The sequence below is a fragment of the Nonomuraea maritima genome (assembly GCF_900100395.1).
Classification (GTDB): domain Bacteria; phylum Actinomycetota; class Actinomycetes; order Streptosporangiales; family Streptosporangiaceae; genus Nonomuraea; species Nonomuraea maritima.
In genome coordinates this window covers 139183-157774 of the sequence record NZ_FNFB01000015.1, presented here as the reverse complement: position 1 = coordinate 157774, position 18592 = coordinate 139183, and the positions used below count along the sequence as shown (strand labels likewise).

General features: G+C 71.3%; 16 protein-coding genes. 9 read left to right on the top strand and 7 right to left on the bottom strand.

Features of this window, described 5'->3' with window-relative positions; translation table 11 throughout:
- Window positions 1–2: 2 nt before the first annotated feature.
- On the bottom strand, window positions 3–1076 hold the full coding sequence (locus BLR04_RS23440) for a LacI family DNA-binding transcriptional regulator (protein WP_245740431.1): 1074 nt from the start codon (window positions 1074–1076) through the stop codon (window positions 3–5).
- Window positions 1077–1308: 232 nt separating this feature from the next.
- On the opposite strand from BLR04_RS23440, the gene BLR04_RS23435 reads away from it, so the two are divergent.
- From BLR04_RS23435 to BLR04_RS23425, 3 genes are read left to right on the top strand one after another with little or no spacing between them, the layout of a single operon-like run.
- Window positions 1309–2226: a carbohydrate ABC transporter permease gene (locus BLR04_RS23435; RefSeq protein ID WP_245740430.1), complete on the top strand. Its 918-nt coding sequence runs from the start codon at window positions 1309–1311 to the stop codon at window positions 2224–2226.
- A gap of 2 nt (window positions 2227–2228) precedes the next feature.
- Window positions 2229–3140 (top strand): carbohydrate ABC transporter permease, encoded by a 912-nt coding sequence (locus tag BLR04_RS23430; RefSeq protein WP_090769038.1) that lies wholly within the window; start codon window positions 2229–2231, stop codon window positions 3138–3140.
- 32 nt (window positions 3141–3172) lie between these two features.
- Window positions 3173–4513, top strand: a complete 1341-nt coding sequence (locus BLR04_RS23425; protein ID WP_090769036.1) for an ABC transporter substrate-binding protein — start codon at window positions 3173–3175, stop codon at window positions 4511–4513.
- Window positions 4514–4564: 51 nt separating this feature from the next.
- Here BLR04_RS23425 and BLR04_RS23420 read toward each other — a convergent pair whose 3' ends face one another.
- Complete coding sequence (locus BLR04_RS23420; protein ID WP_090769034.1) at window positions 4565–6610, bottom strand: beta-galactosidase; 2046 nt, start codon at window positions 6608–6610, stop codon at window positions 4565–4567.
- Between the two features lie 413 nt (window positions 6611–7023).
- On the opposite strand from BLR04_RS23420, the gene BLR04_RS23415 reads away from it, so the two are divergent.
- A complete protein-coding gene (locus BLR04_RS23415; protein ID WP_090769032.1) occupies window positions 7024–7338 on the top strand; it encodes a histidine kinase dimerization/phospho-acceptor domain-containing protein in 315 nt (104 codons plus the stop codon).
- A 51-nt stretch (window positions 7339–7389) separates the two neighbouring features.
- Window positions 7390–8217 carry a helix-turn-helix domain-containing protein gene (locus BLR04_RS23410; protein ID WP_218129125.1) on the top strand — a complete coding sequence of 276 codons (828 nt, stop codon included), beginning with the start codon at window positions 7390–7392 and terminating at the stop codon, window positions 8215–8217.
- 1 nt (window position 8218) lies between these two features.
- On the opposite strand, the gene BLR04_RS23405 is transcribed toward BLR04_RS23410, so the two are convergent.
- Window positions 8219–10270, bottom strand: a complete 2052-nt coding sequence (locus BLR04_RS23405) for a SpoIIE family protein phosphatase (RefSeq protein WP_090769028.1) — start codon at window positions 10268–10270, stop codon at window positions 8219–8221.
- Between the two features lie 377 nt (window positions 10271–10647).
- Between BLR04_RS23405 and BLR04_RS23400 the strand changes: the two genes are divergently transcribed.
- Window positions 10648–11541: an LLM class F420-dependent oxidoreductase gene (locus tag BLR04_RS23400; protein ID WP_090769026.1), complete on the top strand. Its 894-nt coding sequence runs from the start codon at window positions 10648–10650 to the stop codon at window positions 11539–11541.
- A 46-nt stretch (window positions 11542–11587) separates the two neighbouring features.
- Here BLR04_RS23400 and BLR04_RS23395 read toward each other — a convergent pair whose 3' ends face one another.
- Entirely contained in the window at window positions 11588–13033 is a 1446-nt protein-coding gene (locus BLR04_RS23395) for an MFS transporter (RefSeq protein ID WP_090769024.1), read from the bottom strand.
- Between the two features lie 73 nt (window positions 13034–13106).
- Window positions 13107–13595, bottom strand: a complete 489-nt coding sequence (locus BLR04_RS23390; protein WP_090769022.1) for a MarR family winged helix-turn-helix transcriptional regulator — start codon at window positions 13593–13595, stop codon at window positions 13107–13109.
- A 158-nt stretch (window positions 13596–13753) separates the two neighbouring features.
- On the opposite strand from BLR04_RS23390, the gene BLR04_RS23385 reads away from it, so the two are divergent.
- Window positions 13754–14311, top strand: a complete 558-nt coding sequence (locus BLR04_RS23385; RefSeq protein WP_090769020.1) for a GNAT family N-acetyltransferase — start codon at window positions 13754–13756, stop codon at window positions 14309–14311.
- 4 nt (window positions 14312–14315) lie between these two features.
- Here BLR04_RS23385 and BLR04_RS23380 read toward each other — a convergent pair whose 3' ends face one another.
- Entirely contained in the window at window positions 14316–15119 is an 804-nt protein-coding gene (locus BLR04_RS23380; RefSeq protein ID WP_090769018.1) for a universal stress protein, read from the bottom strand.
- A gap of 276 nt (window positions 15120–15395) precedes the next feature.
- On the opposite strand from BLR04_RS23380, the gene BLR04_RS23375 reads away from it, so the two are divergent.
- The gene (locus BLR04_RS23375) at window positions 15396–15842 is read left to right on the top strand and encodes a CBS domain-containing protein (protein WP_176903249.1); all 447 of its coding nucleotides are present in this window, start codon (window positions 15396–15398) and stop codon (window positions 15840–15842) included.
- Between the two features lie 91 nt (window positions 15843–15933).
- Window positions 15934–16887, top strand: coding sequence for an ABC transporter substrate-binding protein (locus tag BLR04_RS23370; RefSeq protein ID WP_090769015.1), 954 nt, complete (start codon window positions 15934–15936; stop codon window positions 16885–16887).
- Here the strand turns inward: BLR04_RS23370 and BLR04_RS23365 are convergent.
- The gene (locus BLR04_RS23365) at window positions 16867–18588 is read right to left on the bottom strand and encodes a SpoIIE family protein phosphatase (RefSeq protein WP_176903248.1); all 1722 of its coding nucleotides are present in this window, start codon (window positions 18586–18588) and stop codon (window positions 16867–16869) included. The two genes, BLR04_RS23370 and BLR04_RS23365, sit on opposite strands and share 21 nt — an antisense overlap.
- Window positions 18589–18592 lie beyond the last annotated feature (4 nt).

Here is an 18592-nt window from a genome sequence, read left to right as displayed (position 1 = left end):
CCCTACCCGCGCGGCGGGGCGGTGCTCGCCCGGACCACCAGCCGGGTGGGGACGAGGTCGGTGCCCGACTGCGGCACCTGCCCGCCGCGGATCTGGAGCAGCGCCCGCTGGACGCACCGTCTGCCCATCTCGGCGAAGTCCTGGTGGACGGTGGTCAGGGGCGGCACGTAATGGGCGGCTTCCGGGCTGTCGTCGAACCCCACGACGCTGATGTCGCCGGGTACGGACCTGCCCCGCTCGTGCAGGGCGCGCAGCAGGCCGAGGGCCATCTGGTCGTTGGAGACGAACACCGCCGTGCAGCCGGGCTCGTCTGCGAGCGCGAGGCCGGCGGCGAAGCCGGAGTCGGCCGACCAGTCGCCGCGCAGCGGCGGCGGCACCGGACGCCCGGCCTTCTCGAGCGTGCGCTGCCAGGCCTCGGCGCGGCGTTGGCTGGAGAACGACGACTCCGGCCCCGCGACGTGCCAGACCGTGTGGTGGCCCAGGTCGAGAAGGTGGCGCACGGCCCGCTCCGCCCCGTCGGCCTGGTCGGTGTCGACGACGCTGTAGCGGTCGTCCGCGTCGGAGTCGACGACCACGACCTGCACCCCGGGCGGCAGGGTGACCGTGCCGGAGTCGAGCAGGTGGACGGCCATGATGACGATCACCGCGTCGACGGCCAGCTCGCCCATGCGGGTGAACGCGCCCAGCACGTTGTCCTGGGTCGGCAGGTCGATGGGCATGAGCGTGATGGCGTAGCCCTCGGCGGCGGCCTGGGTGGCGATCGCGTCGAGCGTGCGACTGGTGCCGGTCGTGGCCAGGTTGAACAGGATGACGCCGATGGTGTTGAACCTGCCGGAGCGCAGGGCGCGGGCGGCGCTGTTGGGCCGGTAGCCGAGCTGCCTCATGGCCGCCAGCACCTGCTCGCGGGTCGACTCGACGACGCCGGGGTTGCCGTTGGAGACGCGGGAGACGGTCTGCGAGGACACGCCAGCGAGGCGGGCCACGTCGGCCATGGAGACCCGCTGCTTGCGCCGGCCTCCGGAGCCGGCCCGCAGGGGTTCGTCCGTCGCCGCCGTCTGCCGCTCGTCGCGGTTCACGCGTCCATCCCGCCCTTCTGCGCCCTTCCGCCCAGCCATGAACCGGATTTCCGGACAGCCGCAAGACGTCCGGAGACCTTGACGGTGGTGGTGGCCGGTGCCACCATACCGCGCACGGAAGTTTACGTAAACATAACCATTTTGATCATTTCGGAATAAGGACCCGGTTTGCGGCCCTTTGCAGGTTGTGCCTTATGTTTACGTAAACACCCGGTAAGGGAGGAGTGCACCCGTGGTCGCAACCGTTCAGGCGAACACGCTGGACACCGGGCGGGCAGCGCCCCGCGAACGGCGGTCGTGGACGGGCTGGCGGTTCGTGGGGCCGTTCATGGCGGTGTTCGCGGTCGTCTTTCTGGCACCCATCGCGTACGCGATCTATCTGAGCTTCTTCCGCACGCAGCTCGTGGGCGGCACCGCCTTCGTCGGCCTGGACAACTACGTCAAGGCACTGACCGACCCGCTGCTGTGGGCGTCCGTCGGCCGGGTGGCGCTCTTCCTGGTCGTCCAGGTGCCCATCATGTTGTTCCTCGCCCTGCTGGTGGCCCTCGCCATCGACAGCGGCCGCCTGTACGGGACGAGCTTCTTCCGCATCTCGGTCTTCCTGCCCTACGCCGTCCCGGCCGTGGTCGCGACCCTCATGTGGGGCTTCATGTACGGCAGCCAGTTCGGCCTCGTCGGCAGCATCAACGACGCCCTCGGGTGGTCGCTGCCCGACCCGCTGTCGCCCGGCCTGGTGCTCGCCTCCATCGGCAACATCGTGACCTGGGAGTTCGTCGGCTACAACATGCTGATCCTGTACTCCGCGCTGCGCGTCGTCAGCCCGTCGCTGTACGAGGCCGCGGAGATGGACGGCGCGAGCCAGCTGCGGATCGTCTGGTCCATCAAGCTGCCGGCGCTGCGCGGAGCGCTCGTGATCGCCACGATCTTCTCCATCATCGGCAGCTTCCAGCTCTTCAACGAGCCCAGCATCCTCCAGGTGCTCGCGCCGAACTCGATCACCACGTCGTACACGCCGAACCTGTACGCCTTCTCGCTGTCCTTCGCCGGTCAGCAGTTCAACTACTCGGCGACCGTCGCCATCGTCATGGGCGTGATCACCATGATCGTCGCCTACGTCGTCCAGCTCCGCGGCATGCGCAAGGGGGCCTGACCATGACCGCCACCACTCCCGCGCCCAGCCGCAGGACGTCGCGCCCGCTGGTGGTCCGCGCGAAGCCGCTGCGCAACCGGCGCAGCGTCACGCTGACCGTCCTGACGGCGCTCATGCTGATCTACACGCTGCTCCCGCTGGCCTGGCTGGTCATCAACGCCACCAAGACGCAGGCCGGTCTGCTCGGCTCGTTCGGCCTGTGGTTCGACGGCGAGTTCGCGCTGTTCGACAACATCGGCCGCACCTTCACCTACGGCGACGGCATCTTCACCCGCTGGCTGCTCAACACGCTGCTGTACGTGGTCGTCGGCGCGGGCGGCGCGACCCTGCTCGCCACCATCGCCGGCTACGGTCTGGCGAAGTTCGACTTCCCCGGCAAGAAGGCCGTGTTCGCGATCGTCATCGGCGCCGTCGCGGTGCCGCCGACCGCGCTCGCCGTGCCGACGTTCCTCATGTTCTCGGACGTCGGCCTGACGGACACGCCGTGGGCGATCATCATCCCGTCGCTGATCACGCCGTTCGGGCTCTATCTCATGTGGACGTACGCGGCCGACGCCATCCCCGACGAGATCCTCGAGTCGGCGCGCGTGGACGGGGCACGCGAGTTCCAGACGTTCTTCCGCATCAGCCTGCCGCTGCTCGCACCCGGGATCGTGACGGTGCTGCTGTTCGCCGTCGTCGCGACCTGGAACAACTACTTCCTGCCGCTGATCATGCTGAAGGACCCGGCGTGGTACCCGCTCACGCTCGGCCTCAAGCAGTGGAACGCCCAGGCCGCCACCAGCGGCGGCGAGGCGATCTTCAACCTCGTGATCACCGGCTCGCTCATCACCATCATCCCGCTGATCGTGGCGTTCCTGCTGCTCCAGCGGTACTGGCAGTCAGGCCTGGCGGCCGGAAGCGTCAAGGAATGACGTCCGCCCAGGCACATAGGAAAGGCACATCCATGAAGGTAACCCGCCGCGGCACCGTCCTCGTGGGCGCCGCGTTGTCCTTGTCGCTGCTCGCCTCGGCCTGCGGCTCCTCCGGCGGCGACTCGGGCGGCGGCGGTGCCACCACCGCGTCGGCCGGTGACGTGCAGGCGGCGCTGGACGCCGGCGGCACCCTCACGGTCTGGGCCTGGGAGCCCACCCTGAAGCAGGTGGTCGCCGACTTCCAGACGAAGTACCCGAAGGTCAAGGTCAACCTGGTCAACGCCGGCACCGGCAAGGACCAGTACACCGCCCTGCAGAACGCGATCAAGGCTGGCTCGGGCGTGCCCGACGTCGCGCAGGTCGAGTACTTCGCGCTGCCGCAGTTCGCACTCAGCAAGTCGGTCACCGACCTGACCGCGTTCGGCGCCGACAAGCTCGAGGGCACCTTCACGCCCGGCCCCTGGAACTCCGTGCACTCCGGCTCGGGGATCTACGGCCTGCCCATGGACTCCGGCCCGATGGCCCTGTTCTACAACAAGGAAGTCTTCGACAAGTACGGCATCGACGTGCCGGCCACCTGGGACGATTACGTCGCGGCGGCCAAGAAGCTGCACGAGGCCGACCCCAAGGCGTACATCGCCAACGACACCGGCGACGCCGGTTTCGCGACCAGCCTGATCTGGCAGGCCGGCGGCAAGCCGTACCAGGTGAACGGCACCGACGTCACCGTCAACTTCGGCGACGCCGGCACGCAGAAGTTCGCCTCGACCTGGCAGCAGCTCATCTCCGGCAAGCTCCTCGCCCCCATCACGTCGTGGAGCGACGCCTGGTACAAGGGACTCGGCGACGGGACGATCGCCACGCTCGTGATCGGCGCCTGGATGCCGGCCAACTTCGAGACCGGCGTCGCCGCCGGCAAGGGCAAGTGGCGGGTCGCCCCCATGCCGCAGTGGGAGAGCGGCGGCAAGGCCACCGCCGAGAACGGCGGCAGCTCCCTCGTCATCCCCGAGGCCGGCTCCTCGAAGGCGCTCGCGTACGCGTTCCTGAAGTTCGCCGACGTGGACGAGGGCGTGAAGATCCGCCTCGACGGCGGCGCGTTCCCGGCCACGACCGCCGAGCTGAACTCGCCGGAGTTCAAGGACAAGAAGTTCCCGTACTTCGGCGACCAGCAGGTGAACCAGGTGCTCGCCGAGTCGGCCGGTGAGGTCGTGCCCGGCTGGTCGTACCTGCCGTACCAGGTGTACGCCAACAGCATCTTCAATGACACCGTCGGCAAGGCCTACACCGGCGCCGCGACCCTCGCGGAGGGCCTGAAGGCCTGGCAGGACGCGTCCGTGAAGTACGGCCAGGAGCAGGGCTTCACCGTCAAGTGACACAAGAGAACGGGCCTCACCCATCCGGGTGAGGCCCGTTCTTCGTGTTCGTCAGGCGCGGCGGGGGCGGCGCAGGACCCGGACCCCGCGGGGGGCCAGGGTCGGACCGGCGGCCAGGGACGGCGCCAGAATGTCCTCGCCCTCCAGGTCGCCCAGCTCGACGCTGTCGTCGGTGCGGTTGATCAGGAACCAGTAGTCGGCGTCGTCGCCGGTGCGGATCGTCAGCTCCACCGACCCGGCGGCGGCCGGCGGCAGCTCGGAGCGCACCCCGCTCACGTCCAGCAGCGCGGCCAGCACCGGAGCCAGCCCGTCACGGCCCAGCCTCGTGGAGACGTACGACGCCGAACCGGCGCCGACCGGGCGCGTGGTGACGGCGGGACGGCCCGTGTAGTCGCCCGAGGTGTACCTCGCCACCACCTTGACGTCGTCGGTCGCGACGTCGATCCGGTCGCTCCACAGCGTCCCCGACACACCGAGGTCGAGGTCCACGCGCACGCCGTCGAGCAGCGGCCCGAACTCCTCGATCCGGATGCCGAGCAGCTCGCGCAGCGCGCCGGGGTAGCCGCCCAGCCACACGTGGTCGTTCTCGTCCACGATGCCGGAGAAGTACGTCGCCACGAGATGTCCGCCGCCGGCCACGTACGTGTTCAGCCGGTCGGCGAGCGTCCCTGGCACCACGTGCAGGATCGGCGCGACGAGCAGGTCGTAGTGGTCGAACGCGTCGTCCGGGCTGATCACGTCGACCCGCACCCCGGCGTTCGCGAACGCGGAGTACCAGTCGAGGGCCTCCTGCCGGTAGCGCAGGCGGGAGGTGGGGTGGGAGTCGAGCTCGCTCGCCCACCACGAGTCCCAGTCGAAGACGATCGCGGCGGCGGCGCGGCGGCGCCGCGTCCCGGCGACGGGGGCGAGCGCCTCCAGGGTGGCGCCCAGCTTGGCGACGTCGCGGAAGACCTCGCTGTCGGTGCCGGCGTGCGGCACCATCGCCGAGTGGTACTTCTCGGCGCCGCCGGCCGACTGCCGCCACTGGAAGAAGCAGACCGCGTCGGCGCCGTGGGCCACGTGGGTGAGCGAGTCGCGGGCGAGCTCGCCGGGCCGCTTGGGGACGTTGATCGGCTGCCAGTTGACCGCGCTGGTGGAGTGCTCCATGAGGAACCACGGCTGCCCGCCCGCGAGCCTGCCGGTCAGGTTGGCCGAGAACGACAGCTCGTCCCGCGCCTGCGGCCCCGGCAGCACGTAGTGGTCGTTGGACACGAAGTCGACCTCGCGTGCCCAGTCGGCGTAGTTCATGCCCTTGGTCTCGCCCATGACCATGAAGTTGGTGGTGACCGGGACGCCGGGCGTCAGCTCGGCCAGCACGGCGCGCTCGGCGCGCAGGTGGTCCTTGAGCGCGTCGGAGGAGAAGCGCTTGAAGTCGAGCTGCTGCGTCGGGTTCGGGTACGACGCGGCCAGGCGCGGCGGCAGGATCTCGTCCCAGTCGCCGTAGGTCTGCGACCAGAACGCGGTCGCCCAGGCCCGGTTCAGCTCGTCCACCGTGCCGTACCTGGCGCGCAGCCAGGCGCGGAAGGCCGTGGCGGCGTCGTCGGAGTAGTCGTAGACGTTGTGGCAGCCGAGTTCGTTGGAGACGTGCCAGGCGGCGAGGGCGGGGTGGTCGGCGTACCGCTCGGCCATGGCGCGGACCAGGCGCAGGGCGTACTGCCTGAAGACGGGCGACGTGGGGCGCCAGTGCTGGCGGGCGCCCGGCCACAGCGTACGGCCGTCGTGGTCGACGGGCAGGATCTCGGGGTGCTTGGCGGTCAGCCAGGGCGGCGGCGAGGCGGTCGCGGTGGCGAGGTCGACGGCGATGCCGTGCGCGTGGAGCAGGTCCATGATCTCGTCGAGCCACTCGAACGTCCAGCGGTCCTCGCCCGGCTGGATCCTGGCCCACGAGAAGATGGCCAGCGAGACGATGTTCACGCCGGCGCGGCGCATCGCCTGCACGTCGTCGTTCCAGACCTCGCGAGGCCACTGTTCGGGGTTGTAGTCGGCGCCGAAGCCGAGCCGTCCGCGGGACGACTCCGACGGCCACCGCAGCCAGCGAGGCCCCTGATTTGCTGTCACTACCACTCCTGCTCGTTCGCCCCCGGTGGATGTTTACGTAAACATACACGCTAGTCCAAGATTCTTTGTCTGGTTTGTGAGGGTAGGTGGGGTTGGCAACCCTGGGGTGGACAGGGCCACGTTCGGCACTGCGCGTCCGGCCGATCGGATGGTTCCCTGAAGAAGGGGCCGGGTGCCACCCGAGTCAGCGACAGTCGGGGGTTCTGTCGGAACGGTCCCTTCCGCGCGTGACCGGCGCACCGACCTGGGCGACGGCGAGCCGGTCACACGCCCGCCGGCCACCGAAGGTGGCACTGGCCGGACCTAGGTTGCGAAGGGCTGGTCCAGGCCCTGTTTCCACAGGTCATGCGGTGTTTCCATGAGTGACATCCGCGGCCGCCCCGCGGAGCGCCGACCGGAGGAGGGCATCGCACGTGCACGCCATCACCACACACCCAGGCCGGACGGACGAGATCGCACAGCGCGTGGCGTTCGTCCTGGAGGCACAGTGCCGGCTCGCCGGCGACGCGGCCCACGCGCTGCGGACACCGCTCGCGGCGCTGCGGACGGAACTGGAGGAGGCGCGCCTGCACCCCGAGCACATCGACCTCGACAGCCTGCTGGCCCGCACGCTCAGCGCCGTGGACCGGCTCCAGCGGGTCGTCGAGGAACTACGGCTGCTGGACGCCGCCTCCGCCGCGGGCCTGGCCGGTTGCGGCGAGCGGCTGCGCGGCCACTCACCCCGGTAAAACGGGGGTTCGACCTGGGGCTTCACGACCGCACATGGGATACTCGACCACATGAGCCGGCCAGACCAGCTGCGCGAGTTCCTGCGTTCGCGACGGGCCCGCGTGACGCCCCGCGACGTCGGACTGCCCTCGCGGGCCGACGTCCGCCGCGTGAAGGGGCTGCGACGCGAGGAGCTCGCCCTGCTGGCCGGGGTCAGCGTCGACTACTACACCCGGATGGAGCAGGGGCGCGTCGGCAACGTCTCCGCCCAGGTGCTGGAGGCGGTCGCCGGGGTGCTGCGGCTCGACCCCGAGGAACGGCTCCACCTGCGCGAACTCGTCAACGGGCGACACACCCCTCCCGCCGCCCAGCCGATCAAGCCGCGCGCCGCGCTGCGGACGATGCTGGAGATGCTCGACCCGGTGCCGGCGTTCCTGCTCACCGACGCCCTCGACATCGTGGCTGCCAACCGGATGGCCACGGCCATCACCACCGACTTCGACGCTTTGCCCCGTGCCGAACGCAACGAGATCCGCTGGATCTTCTGCGACCCCGCGGCCCGCGACGTCTTCCCCGACTGGGAGGACGTCGCGGGTGAGTGCGCCGCCTGGCTCAGAGGGGCGCTCGGCCGGGCCGGCGGCAATCCGCGCCCGGCCGAACTCGTCGCCGACCTGACCGCGAACTCCCCCGACTTCGTCCGGCACTGGGCCGAGCACCGGGTCACGTACTGCACGTACGGCGTCAAACGCATGCACCACCCCAAGGTCGGCACGATGACGCTCAACTGGGAGTCGTTCGCCCCGACGGCCGACCCCGACCTCAAACTCGTCGTCTACACCGCCCAGACCGGCTCCCCGTCGTCCGACCTGCTGCGCGGCCTGGCCGAGACGGGCGAGTGACTCAGCGGGTGCGGATCACCAGGAGGGCGACGTCGTCCTCGGCGGCGCGGCCGCCCACCATGGCGTTGATCACGCTCGTGCAGAGGATCTCCAGCGGGAGGCCGACCCGGCTCGCCAGAGCCTCGCGCAGGCGTTCCATCCCGGCGTCGAGGTCGTCGTCGCGCCGCTCGATCAGCCCGTCGGTGTAGAGGGCGACCACCGTGCCCGCGGGCAGTTCGACCTCCACGGACGCGTACGAGCCGAGGGCCAGGCCGACCGGAGGGCCGACGAACAGCTCAGGGAACGCGGCCTCGCCGTCCGGGTGGACGACGACGGGAGGCGGGTGCCCGGCGGTGGCCATGGACAGGCGGCGGGTGGCGGGGTCGTAGACGGCGTACATGCAGGTGGAGCTCCGGGACAGGAGTGTGCTGTCGTCCCCCTCGTCGTCCTGCTCGTGCAGTTGCGCCACCAGGACGTCGAGCCGCGCGAGCAGCTCGCACGGCGGCATGCCCAGGTACGCGAGCGTGCGGACGGCGGTGCGGACCCGGCCCATCAACGCCGCGGCGTTGATGCCGTGCCCGGTCACGTCGCCGACGACGACGGCGATCCGGCCGTCGTCCAGCGGGATCGCGTCGTACCAGTCGCCTCCGACGCCGCTGTGCGTGCCGGAGGGCAGGTAGCGGTGGGCGACCTCCATGACGTCGCCGCCGGAGAGCCGGCGCGGCAGCAGGCTGTGCTGCAACGCGAGCGCGGCGGTGCGTTCGCGGGTGTAGCGGCGCGCGCTGTCCAGGCTGAGCGCGGCGCGGGCGACGAACTCCTCCGCGATGATCAGGTCGTCCCAGGTGAACGGGGTCGGATTGGCGCTGCGGATGAAGGCGGTGACGCCCAGGGTCTCGCCGCGTGCCCGCAGCGGCACCACCATCCTGCTGTGCATCCCCTCCTCCCGGGTCACGCGCGCGCGTTTCGGGTCGTGGTCCATCCAGGTTCCTGGCGAGGTGTCCACCACCGGCTCGAAGAAGGAGCAGCCTGTGGCCAGCACGTCCGTGTAGGGCGAGTCGGGCGGCAGGAACACGACCTCGCCGCGCGCCCACGGCGAGGGAGGACCCGACGGCCGGCTCGACGCCATGCCGGCGCGGCGGAAGACGGAACTGTACGTCTCGGCGCTCGGGCGGTCGGGGTCGTCATCATCGGGGAGCACCGACTCGGGGAGCACCGACTCGACCAGGTCGACGACGACGTAGTCGGCCAGGTCGGGCACGCCGAACTGGGCGAGCTCCTGCGCGGTCTGCCACACGTCGAGCGAGGTGCCGATGGACGTGCTCGCCTCGACGAGCAGCGAGACCCGCTCGCGGGCCATGCTCTGGGTGACGTCGATGGCCAGCGAGCAGACGCCGATGGGCAGCCCGTCCACGTCGTCGAGGCGGAAGACCGAGATCGACAGGGTGCGCGTGCTGCCGTCGACCGCGGCAAGCCGCACCTCGTTGTCGATCACCGGGGTGCCGTCCTCGAGTGCCTGGCGCACCAACTTGGCCACCTGGCTGTCGCGGTGCAGCAACGGCTCCTCCGGTGGCGCCTCACCGTCGCCGCACAGGCTCAGGACCTCGTGGAAGTGCCGCGCCTTCGCGTTACGCCACACACACCGCAGGTCGCGGTCCCAGATCCAGATCGCCACGGGGGAACGCTGGACGAGCGGCTCCACGAGCGGTTCCAGGGCGGCCTTCATCGAGGCCGGGTTCGCCGACAGCACCCATGCGGAGCGTCCGTCGGCCGCGGGGAGCCGGTGGCCCTGCAGGTGCAGGACGAGCCGGTCGCCGCTCCGGTGGCGTACCTCGGCGAGGCCCGACCAGCTGTCGCGGTGCCCGTACTCGCGGGCCCACGACGAGAGCCGCTCGTCATGGTCGCCGGGTGTGAGGAGGATCGCTGCGGAATGGCCCACGATGTCCGCCGGGCGGTAACCGAGAAGCCGTTCCGCGGCCCGCGTCCAGCCGAGCACGACGCCGTCGGCGTCGATGACGGCCGCCGCCGGCAGCGATCGCGCCTCCGCGCGACGGTGAGCAGCGGAACCTGCGGACATGTGAACGATCCATCCATATGAACGACGTGGGCAGGCTGCTGCGAGCCGGCCCTCATGCCCGACGCCCCGCGTGCACGGCGGAGATCGACGCGCGGACGGCGGCAGGGGAGGTCACCCGTTACAGACGACAGACCCGCCGAGCCGTCACACCGCTCCGCAAACCCCCATTAGCGGACATATATGCCTTAACCACCCAAAAGGCTATCAAAGGGACTTTCGTCCACCGGACAGAGCCACGACCTACCCCTCGCACCAGCCCCGGCACCCTCGAACGCTTGATCCTCTACGATGCGGGTCTGATGTCTCGCCGATCGCCCCCAGGGCTCGGGGACCGGTCCGGCGCACCCACGCAACAGGGAAGGGACTGTGGTGACGACATGGACGCTGCGGTGACGCGGGAGTCGTTCGGGCGGGTCGGGATCTGGAGCTGGGCGCTGCGCAGCACGACGGCCGACGCCGCCCGGCGCGCCGAGATCGCCGAGGCGGTCGCCGAGCTGGAGGACCTCGGCTACGGCACGGTGTGGCTGGGGGGCAGCCCGTCGATGGCCGACGTCGCGGCCGTGGTGGACGCGACCAGCGGCATCACCGTCGCCACCGGGATCCTCAGCATCTGGGACCACACCGCTGACGAGGTGGCCGAACAGGTCGCCGCGCTGGAGGAGAAGACGCCCGGCCGGTTCGCCCTCGGCCTCGGGGCCAGCCACGCCGTCGTGACCCCGAAGTACACCAAGCCGTACTCCAGCATGGTGTCCTACCTCGACGCGCTCGACGCCGCGGCCACTCCGGTCGGACGCGAGCGGCGGCTCGTCGCGGCGCTCGGCCCGAAGATGCTCACCCTCGCCGCCGAGCGGTCGCTCGGGGCGCACCCCTACCTCGCGCCGGCCACCCACACGGCGTACGCGCGCACGGTCATGGGTCCGGACGCGCTGCTCGCCCCTGAGGTGAAGGTCGTCCTCGACCCCGACCCCGAGCGGGCCAGGGCGCGGGCCCGCGAGGTGCTCGCCCCCTACCTGGGGCTGCCCAACTACACCGGCAACCTGCTGCGGCACGGCTTCGACGAGTCCGACCTGGCCGACGGCGGCAGCGACCGGCTGATCGAGTCGCTGTTCTCGCTCGGCGACGTCGACAGCGCCGTGGCCCTCGTCGAGGAGCACCTGAGGGCCGGCGCCGACCACGTGACGATCCAGGTCGCCGTGGACGGCGGCCCCCACAACAGCGCCCTCCCCCGCGCCGAGTGGCGCGCCCTGGCCACCGCCCTGTCCCTCCGCTGATCGACGCGGGTGAGGATGCGCGTCCCCCTCACCCGCGCCACGGGGCCTACCTGCCGGGGTGGGCCGTAACTTCGCGGCTTGTCGTGGGGGCGTCGGCCCTTGGGCGGCGGAGGACGGTGATGGCCACGATGAAGGCGGCGGAGATCAAGGCGGCGGAGACGGTGAAGGACAGGCGGTAGCCGTCGGTCATGGCGGTGGCCGCTTCGGCGCCGGAGGCCAGCAGTTCCTCCGTCCGGCCGGCGGCGAGGGTGGACAGGACCGCGACGCCCGCTGCCATGCCGACCTGCTGGGTGGTGTTGAACAGGCCGGAGGCGAGTCCGGCGTCGCTCTCCCGCGCCGCCGACATGCCGAGCGTGGCGAGCGCCGGCAGCACCAGGCCGCCACCCGCGACGAGCAGCATCGGCGGGAGCAGGTGCGTGACGTAGCCGGCATCCGGGGTGACCCGGGTGAGCAGCAGCATCGCCGCGACAAGCGCCACGAGACCGGCCAGCAGCACGGCGCGGGCACCGAAGCGGGCGGCGAGCCGGGCCGAGGCGAACAGCGAGATCGAGCCGATGCCGACGGCGGCAGGAAGCATCGCGAGGCCGGTCCCCAGGGCGCCGTAGCCGAGGACCCGCTGCATGTAGAGGGCGACGAGCACCTGGAAGGCGAACATCCCCGACAGGACGAGCATCTGGGTGACGTTCGCCCCCACCATGTCGCGTGAGCGCAGGATCCGCAGCGGCATCAGCGGCGTCGCGGCCGTGGCCTGCCTGACCACGAACGCCGCCAGCAGCGCCAAGGACAGGGCGCCCAGCCCGAGCGTGTGCCAGGACAGCCAGCCGTACTCCTCGACCTCGACGACCGTGTAGATGCCGAGCACCAGCCCTGCGGTCACGAGTACGGCTCCGGCGACGTCCGCGCCGCGCGACAGGCCGGCGCCCCGGTCGGCGGGCAGCACGCGCAGGCCGAGCACGACGGTGACCACCCCGATCGGCACGTTGACGAGGAAGATCCACGGCCAGCTGAGCGCGTCGGTGAGCAGGCCGCCGAGCACCTGGCCGATCGAGGCGCCCGCCGCGCCGGTGAAGCTGAAGATCGCGATCGCCTTGCCCCGTTCGGCCGGGTCGGTGAACAGCGTCACGAGGATGCCGAGGACCACCGCCGAGGCCAGCGCGCTGCCCGCGCCCTGCAGGAAGCGGGCGGCGATGAGGGTGCCGGGGCCGGTGGCCGCGCCCGCCAGCAGCGAGGCGGCGGCGAAGACGGCGTTCCCGGTCAGGAACATGGTCCGGCGGCCGATCAGGTCGCCGAGCCGGCCGGCCAGCAGGAGCAGGCCGCCGAAGGGGATCAGGTAGGCGTTGACGATCCAGCTCAGCCCGGCGGACGACAACCCGAGGTCACGCTGGATGGCCGGCATCGCCACCGTCACGATGCTGCCGTCCAGGATCGTCATCAGCCCTGTCGTGGACAGCACGCCGAGCGCCGCCCACCTTGAGTTCCGCGCGTACGCCATTGGTCTCTCCCGTCTCGTGCACGACGAAAAAGACCGTAGCAGATAGTTTTGTTGTAGACGATATGTTTCGGGACTACTTCGTGCGCTCCCGAGCCCGGCGGGCCGGCTGCGCGTTCTCGACGGGGGTGGCCAGATGCCCGCCGACCAGGCGGTTCATGGCGCGGACGAGCACCGCGCGCTCGTCGTCGGGCAGCGACTCCAGCGCCGCGCGATGCACGCCGTCGACGATCTCCTGGCTGCGCCTGGCCATCTCCGCGCCGGCCGCGGTGACCGCGATGATCCGCGCCCTACGGTCGGCGCTCGACGGACGGCGTTCGGCGTATCCGGCCCGCTCGAGGGCGTCGACGGTGACCACCATCGTGGTCTTGTCCATGTCGCCCAGCTCGGCGAGCTGGATCTGGGTGCGCTCCCCCTCCATGGCGTGGACGAGCACGCAGTGCATGCGCGGCGTCAGCCCGATCTCGGCCAGCGCCGCCGTCATCTGGGTGCGCAGCACGTGGCTGGTGTGGTCGAGCAGGAAGGACAGGTCGGTTTCGGTACGCGCGGGAGCCATCGCCGTCATGCATCCAGGGTAGCCAGTCGTTCCGGTGCGGATGATCTGCAGACCAGAAGAGCCCACGACAGGCATTCATCGCGGGCCGCTCCGCCGAGGAGGGCGAGCCCAAGGGAGAGGCGGATATCCGGTGGCGGGCCGGAGCCCCGCGGGGTGAGGATCACGGCATGGGCATCTTCCTGGAGACCGAGCGGCTGAGACTGCGGGCGTTCGTCCCCGCCGACGCCGACCTCGTGCTGGCGCTGCACAACGACCCCGAGGTCATGCGGTTCATCAACGGCGGCCTGCCGACCACCCGCGAGGAGATCCGCGACCGGACGATGCCGCACTTCCTGCACGAGTATCCGGGTCTCGGCACCCGGGGCTTCTGGGCGGCGGAGGAGAAGCGGTCCGGCGATTTCCTCGGCTGGTTCGAGTTCCGTCCTCTCGACGAGCACAGCCCGGCCGTGGTCGAGCTCGGTTACCGGCTCAACCGCGCCGCCTGGGGGCATGGCTACGCCACGGAGGGGTCGCGCGCGCTGGTCGGCAGGGGCTTCGCCGAGCTCGGGGTCGAGCGGGTCACCGCGAACACCATGGCGGTCAACACGCGGTCCCGGCGGGTGATGGAGAAGGCGGGCCTGTCGTTCGTGCGGGCCTTCACCGCCGACTGGCCGTACGTGATCGACGGCTCCGAGCACGGCGACGTCGAGTACGAGCTCACCCGCGAGCGTTGGAAGACGTCGTAACCCGTCAGCGCCGGACGACCGCGACGGGGCAGGCGGCCCGGTGCAGCACGCCGTGACTGACCGAGCCGAGCACCGCCGAGGCGAACCCGCCCCGGCCGCGCGAGCCGACCACGACGAGGTCGGCCGTCTGCGACGCCTTGATCAGGGCCGGAACGGGATGGTCGCGCGGCTGGTCGTCGGTGATGACGAGGTCGGGGTTGCTCTCCCGCCACGGCTCGACCCGGGCGCGCGCGGTGTCCAGCTCCTGCCGTACGGCCTCCTCGATCAGCACGTCGCAGGCCGGCGCGTACGGCGTGGGCACCGGCATCTGCCAGGCCGACAACACGTGCAGCTGCGCCAGGCGGGCGCGGGCCTGCTCGACGGCGTACTCCATGGCCGCCTGCGAGTGGTCGGATCCGTCGTAGCCGATGACGACCCTGCCGTACTCCACGACGCGGGGGCCGCGGACGACGACGACCGGCACGTGCGCGTGACCGGCCACGCCCATGGTGACCGAGCCGGTGACCACGCCCGCGAAGCCGCCGTGGCCGTGGCTGCCCAGCACCAGGCTGTCGGCCGACGCGGACGCCGCGATGAGCTCCTCGACGACGTTCCCGCCGCGCACCTCCATGGTCACGCCGGCGTCGGGGGCGAGCGCGTGCACCCGGGCGGCGAGGTCGTTCATCGTCTCGGCGCACGGTTTGTCGGGGTCGCCCACGTGCACGATGCGGACGTCGAGCCCGCGGCGGCGGGCGTCCGCGGCGGCCCACTCGGCCGCCGCGACGGCGGGCGCGGACCCGTCCGCGCCGACCATGATCTGCTTGGCCATTCAGCTACCCCCTCGTGCGAGGCGAGCCTCTCCCCCCAGCGTCCCAGAGCCGCCCCGACCGCCCGTCACCACCCCGTCACCCAGATTCGGGGTGTGGCGAGTCGCCGATCTTCGGAGGGCGCGGTGGGTCACCCAGCTTCGGGGTGGCGAGTTACCCAGATTCGGGGGGTGTGGTGGGTTTTGTCTGGCAGGGAGCGAGCTGCGCTGTTACCGTCGAGTTGGGTATTGCCGGAAGTTCGGTTCGTCAGCTCCCCGTCGCCGGCCCGGAGGATGTGCATGCGCGCCCGATACCTGCTCGCCGACTACCCCACCATCGCCGTCGACTCACCGGTGATCGACGCGGCCCGGATGCTGGCCGAGCAGGACCTGCCCGGTCTCATCGTGGTCGGCGACGACGGCAGGCCGGTCACGATCCTGCCCGGCACCGAGGTGCTGCGGCTGGCCGTGCCCGCGTACTGCCAGGACGATCCGGCCCTCGCCCGAGTGGTGGACGAGGCGCACGCCGACATGTTCATGGGAGCGCTGGACGGCCGCACCGTGCGCGAGGCGCTGCGCGCGCGGCGTCGTGAGCTGCCCATCTGCGGCCCTGACGCGACCGCGCTCGAACTGGCCGCGCTCATGGCCCGCACCCAGTGCCCGCTGGTCGCCGTGGTCGGCGACGACCGGAGGTTGATCGGCGCGGTGACCCTCCAGGCGCTGGTGGACCGCCTGCTCGTGACGTAGGGGCAACCTGCGGCGTCTCGTGACTCGTCTGACAGGGGTGCAAGATGGGACGCGTCCGGCGTCCACGACAACCGATCACGGAGCACCCCCCATGACTCCCGTCAGCCGCATCATCGCCGCCTGCCTCGCCCTGGTGACCCTGTCAACGGCCTGCACCGGCGGCGAACCCCCAGAGCCGCCGGAGCATCCCGCCATCTCCGTGGGCGTCGCGCCGACCGCCGCCGCGGCGCCGTTCTTCCTGGCGCGCTCCGAGGGCTACTTCGCGCAGGAGGGCCTCACCGTGGACGTGCGCATCATCGCGGGCGGCGCGGTGGCGATCCCCGAGCTCATGGGGAAGAGCCTCGACCTCGCCGAGGCCGACTACGTCTCCACCCTGGTCGCGTACGAAAACGACGTGCCGCTCGAAGTGGTCGGGGAGATGTACCGGGCGGCGCCGCGCGCGTACGGGCTCGTGGTTCCCGCGGACTCGCCTGTCACGGAGGTGGCGCAGCTCAAGGGCAAGGTCGTCGGGGTCAACACGCTGAGGAGCACCGCCACGCTCGCCGTCACTCGCCGCCTGGCCGGCGTGCCGGCGACGTTCCGCGAGAAGCCGTACCCGGAGATGACCGGGGCGCTCGCCCACGGCAAGCTGGACGCGGCCCTGCTGGCCGAGCCCTGGCTCACCAACGGTCTGCGGAGCGGCGCGCTGCGGCAGCTCGGCGACCCCCTGACCGGCCCTGCCGCCGGGCTGCCGATGGCCGGCTGGATGACGACGCGAGACTGGCGGAAGACCAACCCCAGAACCCTGGACGCCTTCCGGCGGGCTCTCGCCAAGGCCCAGCACCTGGCCGCGACCGACCAGGAGAAGGTCAGGAGGGTGCTGCCGACGTACACCAAGCTCGATCAGGGGGTGACCGGCGAGGTGACGCTGGGCGCGTACCCGACGGCCACGGACGCGGCGGCGCTGCAGCGGGTCGCCGACCTCATGCTGGAGGAGAAGTACCTGAACAAGCCCATGGACGTGCGGAAGCTGCTGAGCCCGGCGTCAGGAGCCGGTGAGGCGTAGGGCGAGCAGGGCGACGTCGTCGGTGACGTCGTTGCGCATCCGGTGGAGGAGCGCGTCGCAGAAGGCGGGAAGCGGGAGTCCGGCGAGTGAGGTGGCGTGCCTGCGCAACCGGTTCATGCCGGCGTCGATGGACTCCTCGCGCCTCTCGACCAGCCCGTCGGTGTAGAGCAGGAAGGTGCCGTGCGCCGGGATGGGCACCTCGGCGTCGGGCCGCTCGGTGCGCAGGCCGGTACCGAGCAGCAGGCCCTGGGCCTCGTCGAGGAAGCGGGCGCTGCCGTCGCCGCAGACCAGCAGCGGCGGCGGGTGTCCCGCACTCGTCCAGCGCAGCCGCCACCGCCCTTCCTCCTGCCGTTCGACCAGCACCAGGACGAGCGTGGCCATCAGGTCGTCGGTGATGTACGGCAGCGCCTCGTCGAGCCGGTCGACCACCCTGCTCGGCGGGGTGCGCTGGGCCCAGGCCATCGTGCGGAGCATGTTCCTGATCTGCGACATGTCGGCCGCCGCCTGCAGGTCGTGGCCGGTGACGTCACCGATCACGAGAGCGGTCAGGCCGCCGGGCAGTGAGAAGGCGTCGTACCAGTCGCCGCCGACCCGGGAGCCGCGCGGGGCGGGCTGGTAGCGCGCGGCCATTTCCAGCTCGCGGATCGCGGGCAGCGGGCCGATGAGGTGGCGCTGCATGGTCTCGGCGATGCGCCGCTGCTCGTCGAACATCTCGGCGTTGTCGACCGCGAGCCCGGCCCGGCCGGCGATGTCGTCGACCAGCGACAGGTCGGCCGAGTCGAAGTCGCGGCTGGGCGCGCAGCGGGCGAGGAGCAGCGTCCCGAGCACGTGCCTGGGGGTGCGCAGCGGCGAGACGATCAGCGACGTCGGCTCGATGAACTCGAACAGCTGCCGCTGGTAGTCGCGGAACGGCGTCGTGTCCCGGCGGACGAGGTCCCACGCCTCGCGGGCGCTGAGCAGGGTGGACGCCCCGCCGCGCAGGGCACGGGCGATCGGCGAGTGGACGCCGTCCTCCGGCAGGGGCATGGGCCCCTCCCACTGCTTCGTCACCTCGTGGCTGCGCCTGTCGTGCCCGACGATGGAGACCCTGCGCAGCTCGCCGCCGGGGCCGAGGAGATCGATCACCGCCCAGTCGGCCAGCCGCGGCACCACCAGCCGGGTGAGCCGCCGCAGAGCCTCCTCGACCTCCAGGGTGGAGGCCAGCACGGCGCTGATCTCCGCCAGCAGGGACAGCCGTCCGGCCAGGTCCTCCAGCATGGACACGTGGGCGGCCTGCTGCCGCTCGACCGCCTTGTGCCGCTGCAGGTCGTAGAAGAGGACCACGGCTCCGAGGTCCTCGTCGTCGCCCAGCCGGAGCGAGGCGCCGATGAGGCTGACGGGGACGAGGCCGCCGTCGCCGCGGACGAACCACGCCTCGTCCATCCGGACGCTCTCGGTCGTCCCGAGGGCGGCGAGCTGGGGGCACTGGTCGCGCGGGATCGTGCCGCCGTCGGGCCTGCGGTGCAGCAGGTCGTGCGCGTCCATGCCGATCATCTGTTCGGCGGTCCGGCCCAGCAGGGCCTCGGCGCGGGGGTTGACCATGGCAATGCGCCCGGTCGCGTCCACGACGTAGACGCCGAGGTGCAACCCGTGGATGAGGGCACGCCCCAGTTGTCGGCTGAGCCCGTACCTTTCCAGGTCGGGGACGTCACTGGATTCCATGATG

Excerpts from the sequence above, each read along its gene's own strand:
- BLR04_RS23410 (WP_218129125.1), top strand. The coding sequence starts at position 7,390 with ATGAGCCGGCCAGACCAGCTGCGCGAGTTCCTGCGTTCGCGACGGGCC.
- BLR04_RS23385 (WP_090769020.1), top strand. The coding sequence starts at position 13,754 with ATGGGCATCTTCCTGGAGACCGAGCGGCTGAGACTGCGGGCGTTCGTC.
- BLR04_RS23390 (WP_090769022.1), bottom strand. The coding sequence starts at position 13,595 with ATGACGGCGATGGCTCCCGCGCGTACCGAAACCGACCTGTCCTTCCTG.
- BLR04_RS23375 (WP_176903249.1), top strand. The coding sequence starts at position 15,396 with ATGCGCGCCCGATACCTGCTCGCCGACTACCCCACCATCGCCGTCGAC.
- BLR04_RS23430 (WP_090769038.1), top strand. The coding sequence starts at position 2,229 with ATGACCGCCACCACTCCCGCGCCCAGCCGCAGGACGTCGCGCCCGCTG.
- BLR04_RS23425 (WP_090769036.1), top strand. The coding sequence starts at position 3,173 with ATGAAGGTAACCCGCCGCGGCACCGTCCTCGTGGGCGCCGCGTTGTCC.
- BLR04_RS23380 (WP_090769018.1), bottom strand. The coding sequence starts at position 15,119 with ATGGCCAAGCAGATCATGGTCGGCGCGGACGGGTCCGCGCCCGCCGTC.
- BLR04_RS23400 (WP_090769026.1), top strand. The coding sequence starts at position 10,648 with ATGGACGCTGCGGTGACGCGGGAGTCGTTCGGGCGGGTCGGGATCTGG.
- BLR04_RS23395 (WP_090769024.1), bottom strand. The coding sequence starts at position 13,033 with ATGGCGTACGCGCGGAACTCAAGGTGGGCGGCGCTCGGCGTGCTGTCC.
- BLR04_RS23365 (WP_176903248.1), bottom strand. The coding sequence starts at position 18,588 with ATGGAATCCAGTGACGTCCCCGACCTGGAAAGGTACGGGCTCAGCCGA.
- BLR04_RS23405 (WP_090769028.1), bottom strand. The coding sequence starts at position 10,270 with ATGTCCGCAGGTTCCGCTGCTCACCGTCGCGCGGAGGCGCGATCGCTG.
- BLR04_RS23370 (WP_090769015.1), top strand. The coding sequence starts at position 15,934 with ATGACTCCCGTCAGCCGCATCATCGCCGCCTGCCTCGCCCTGGTGACC.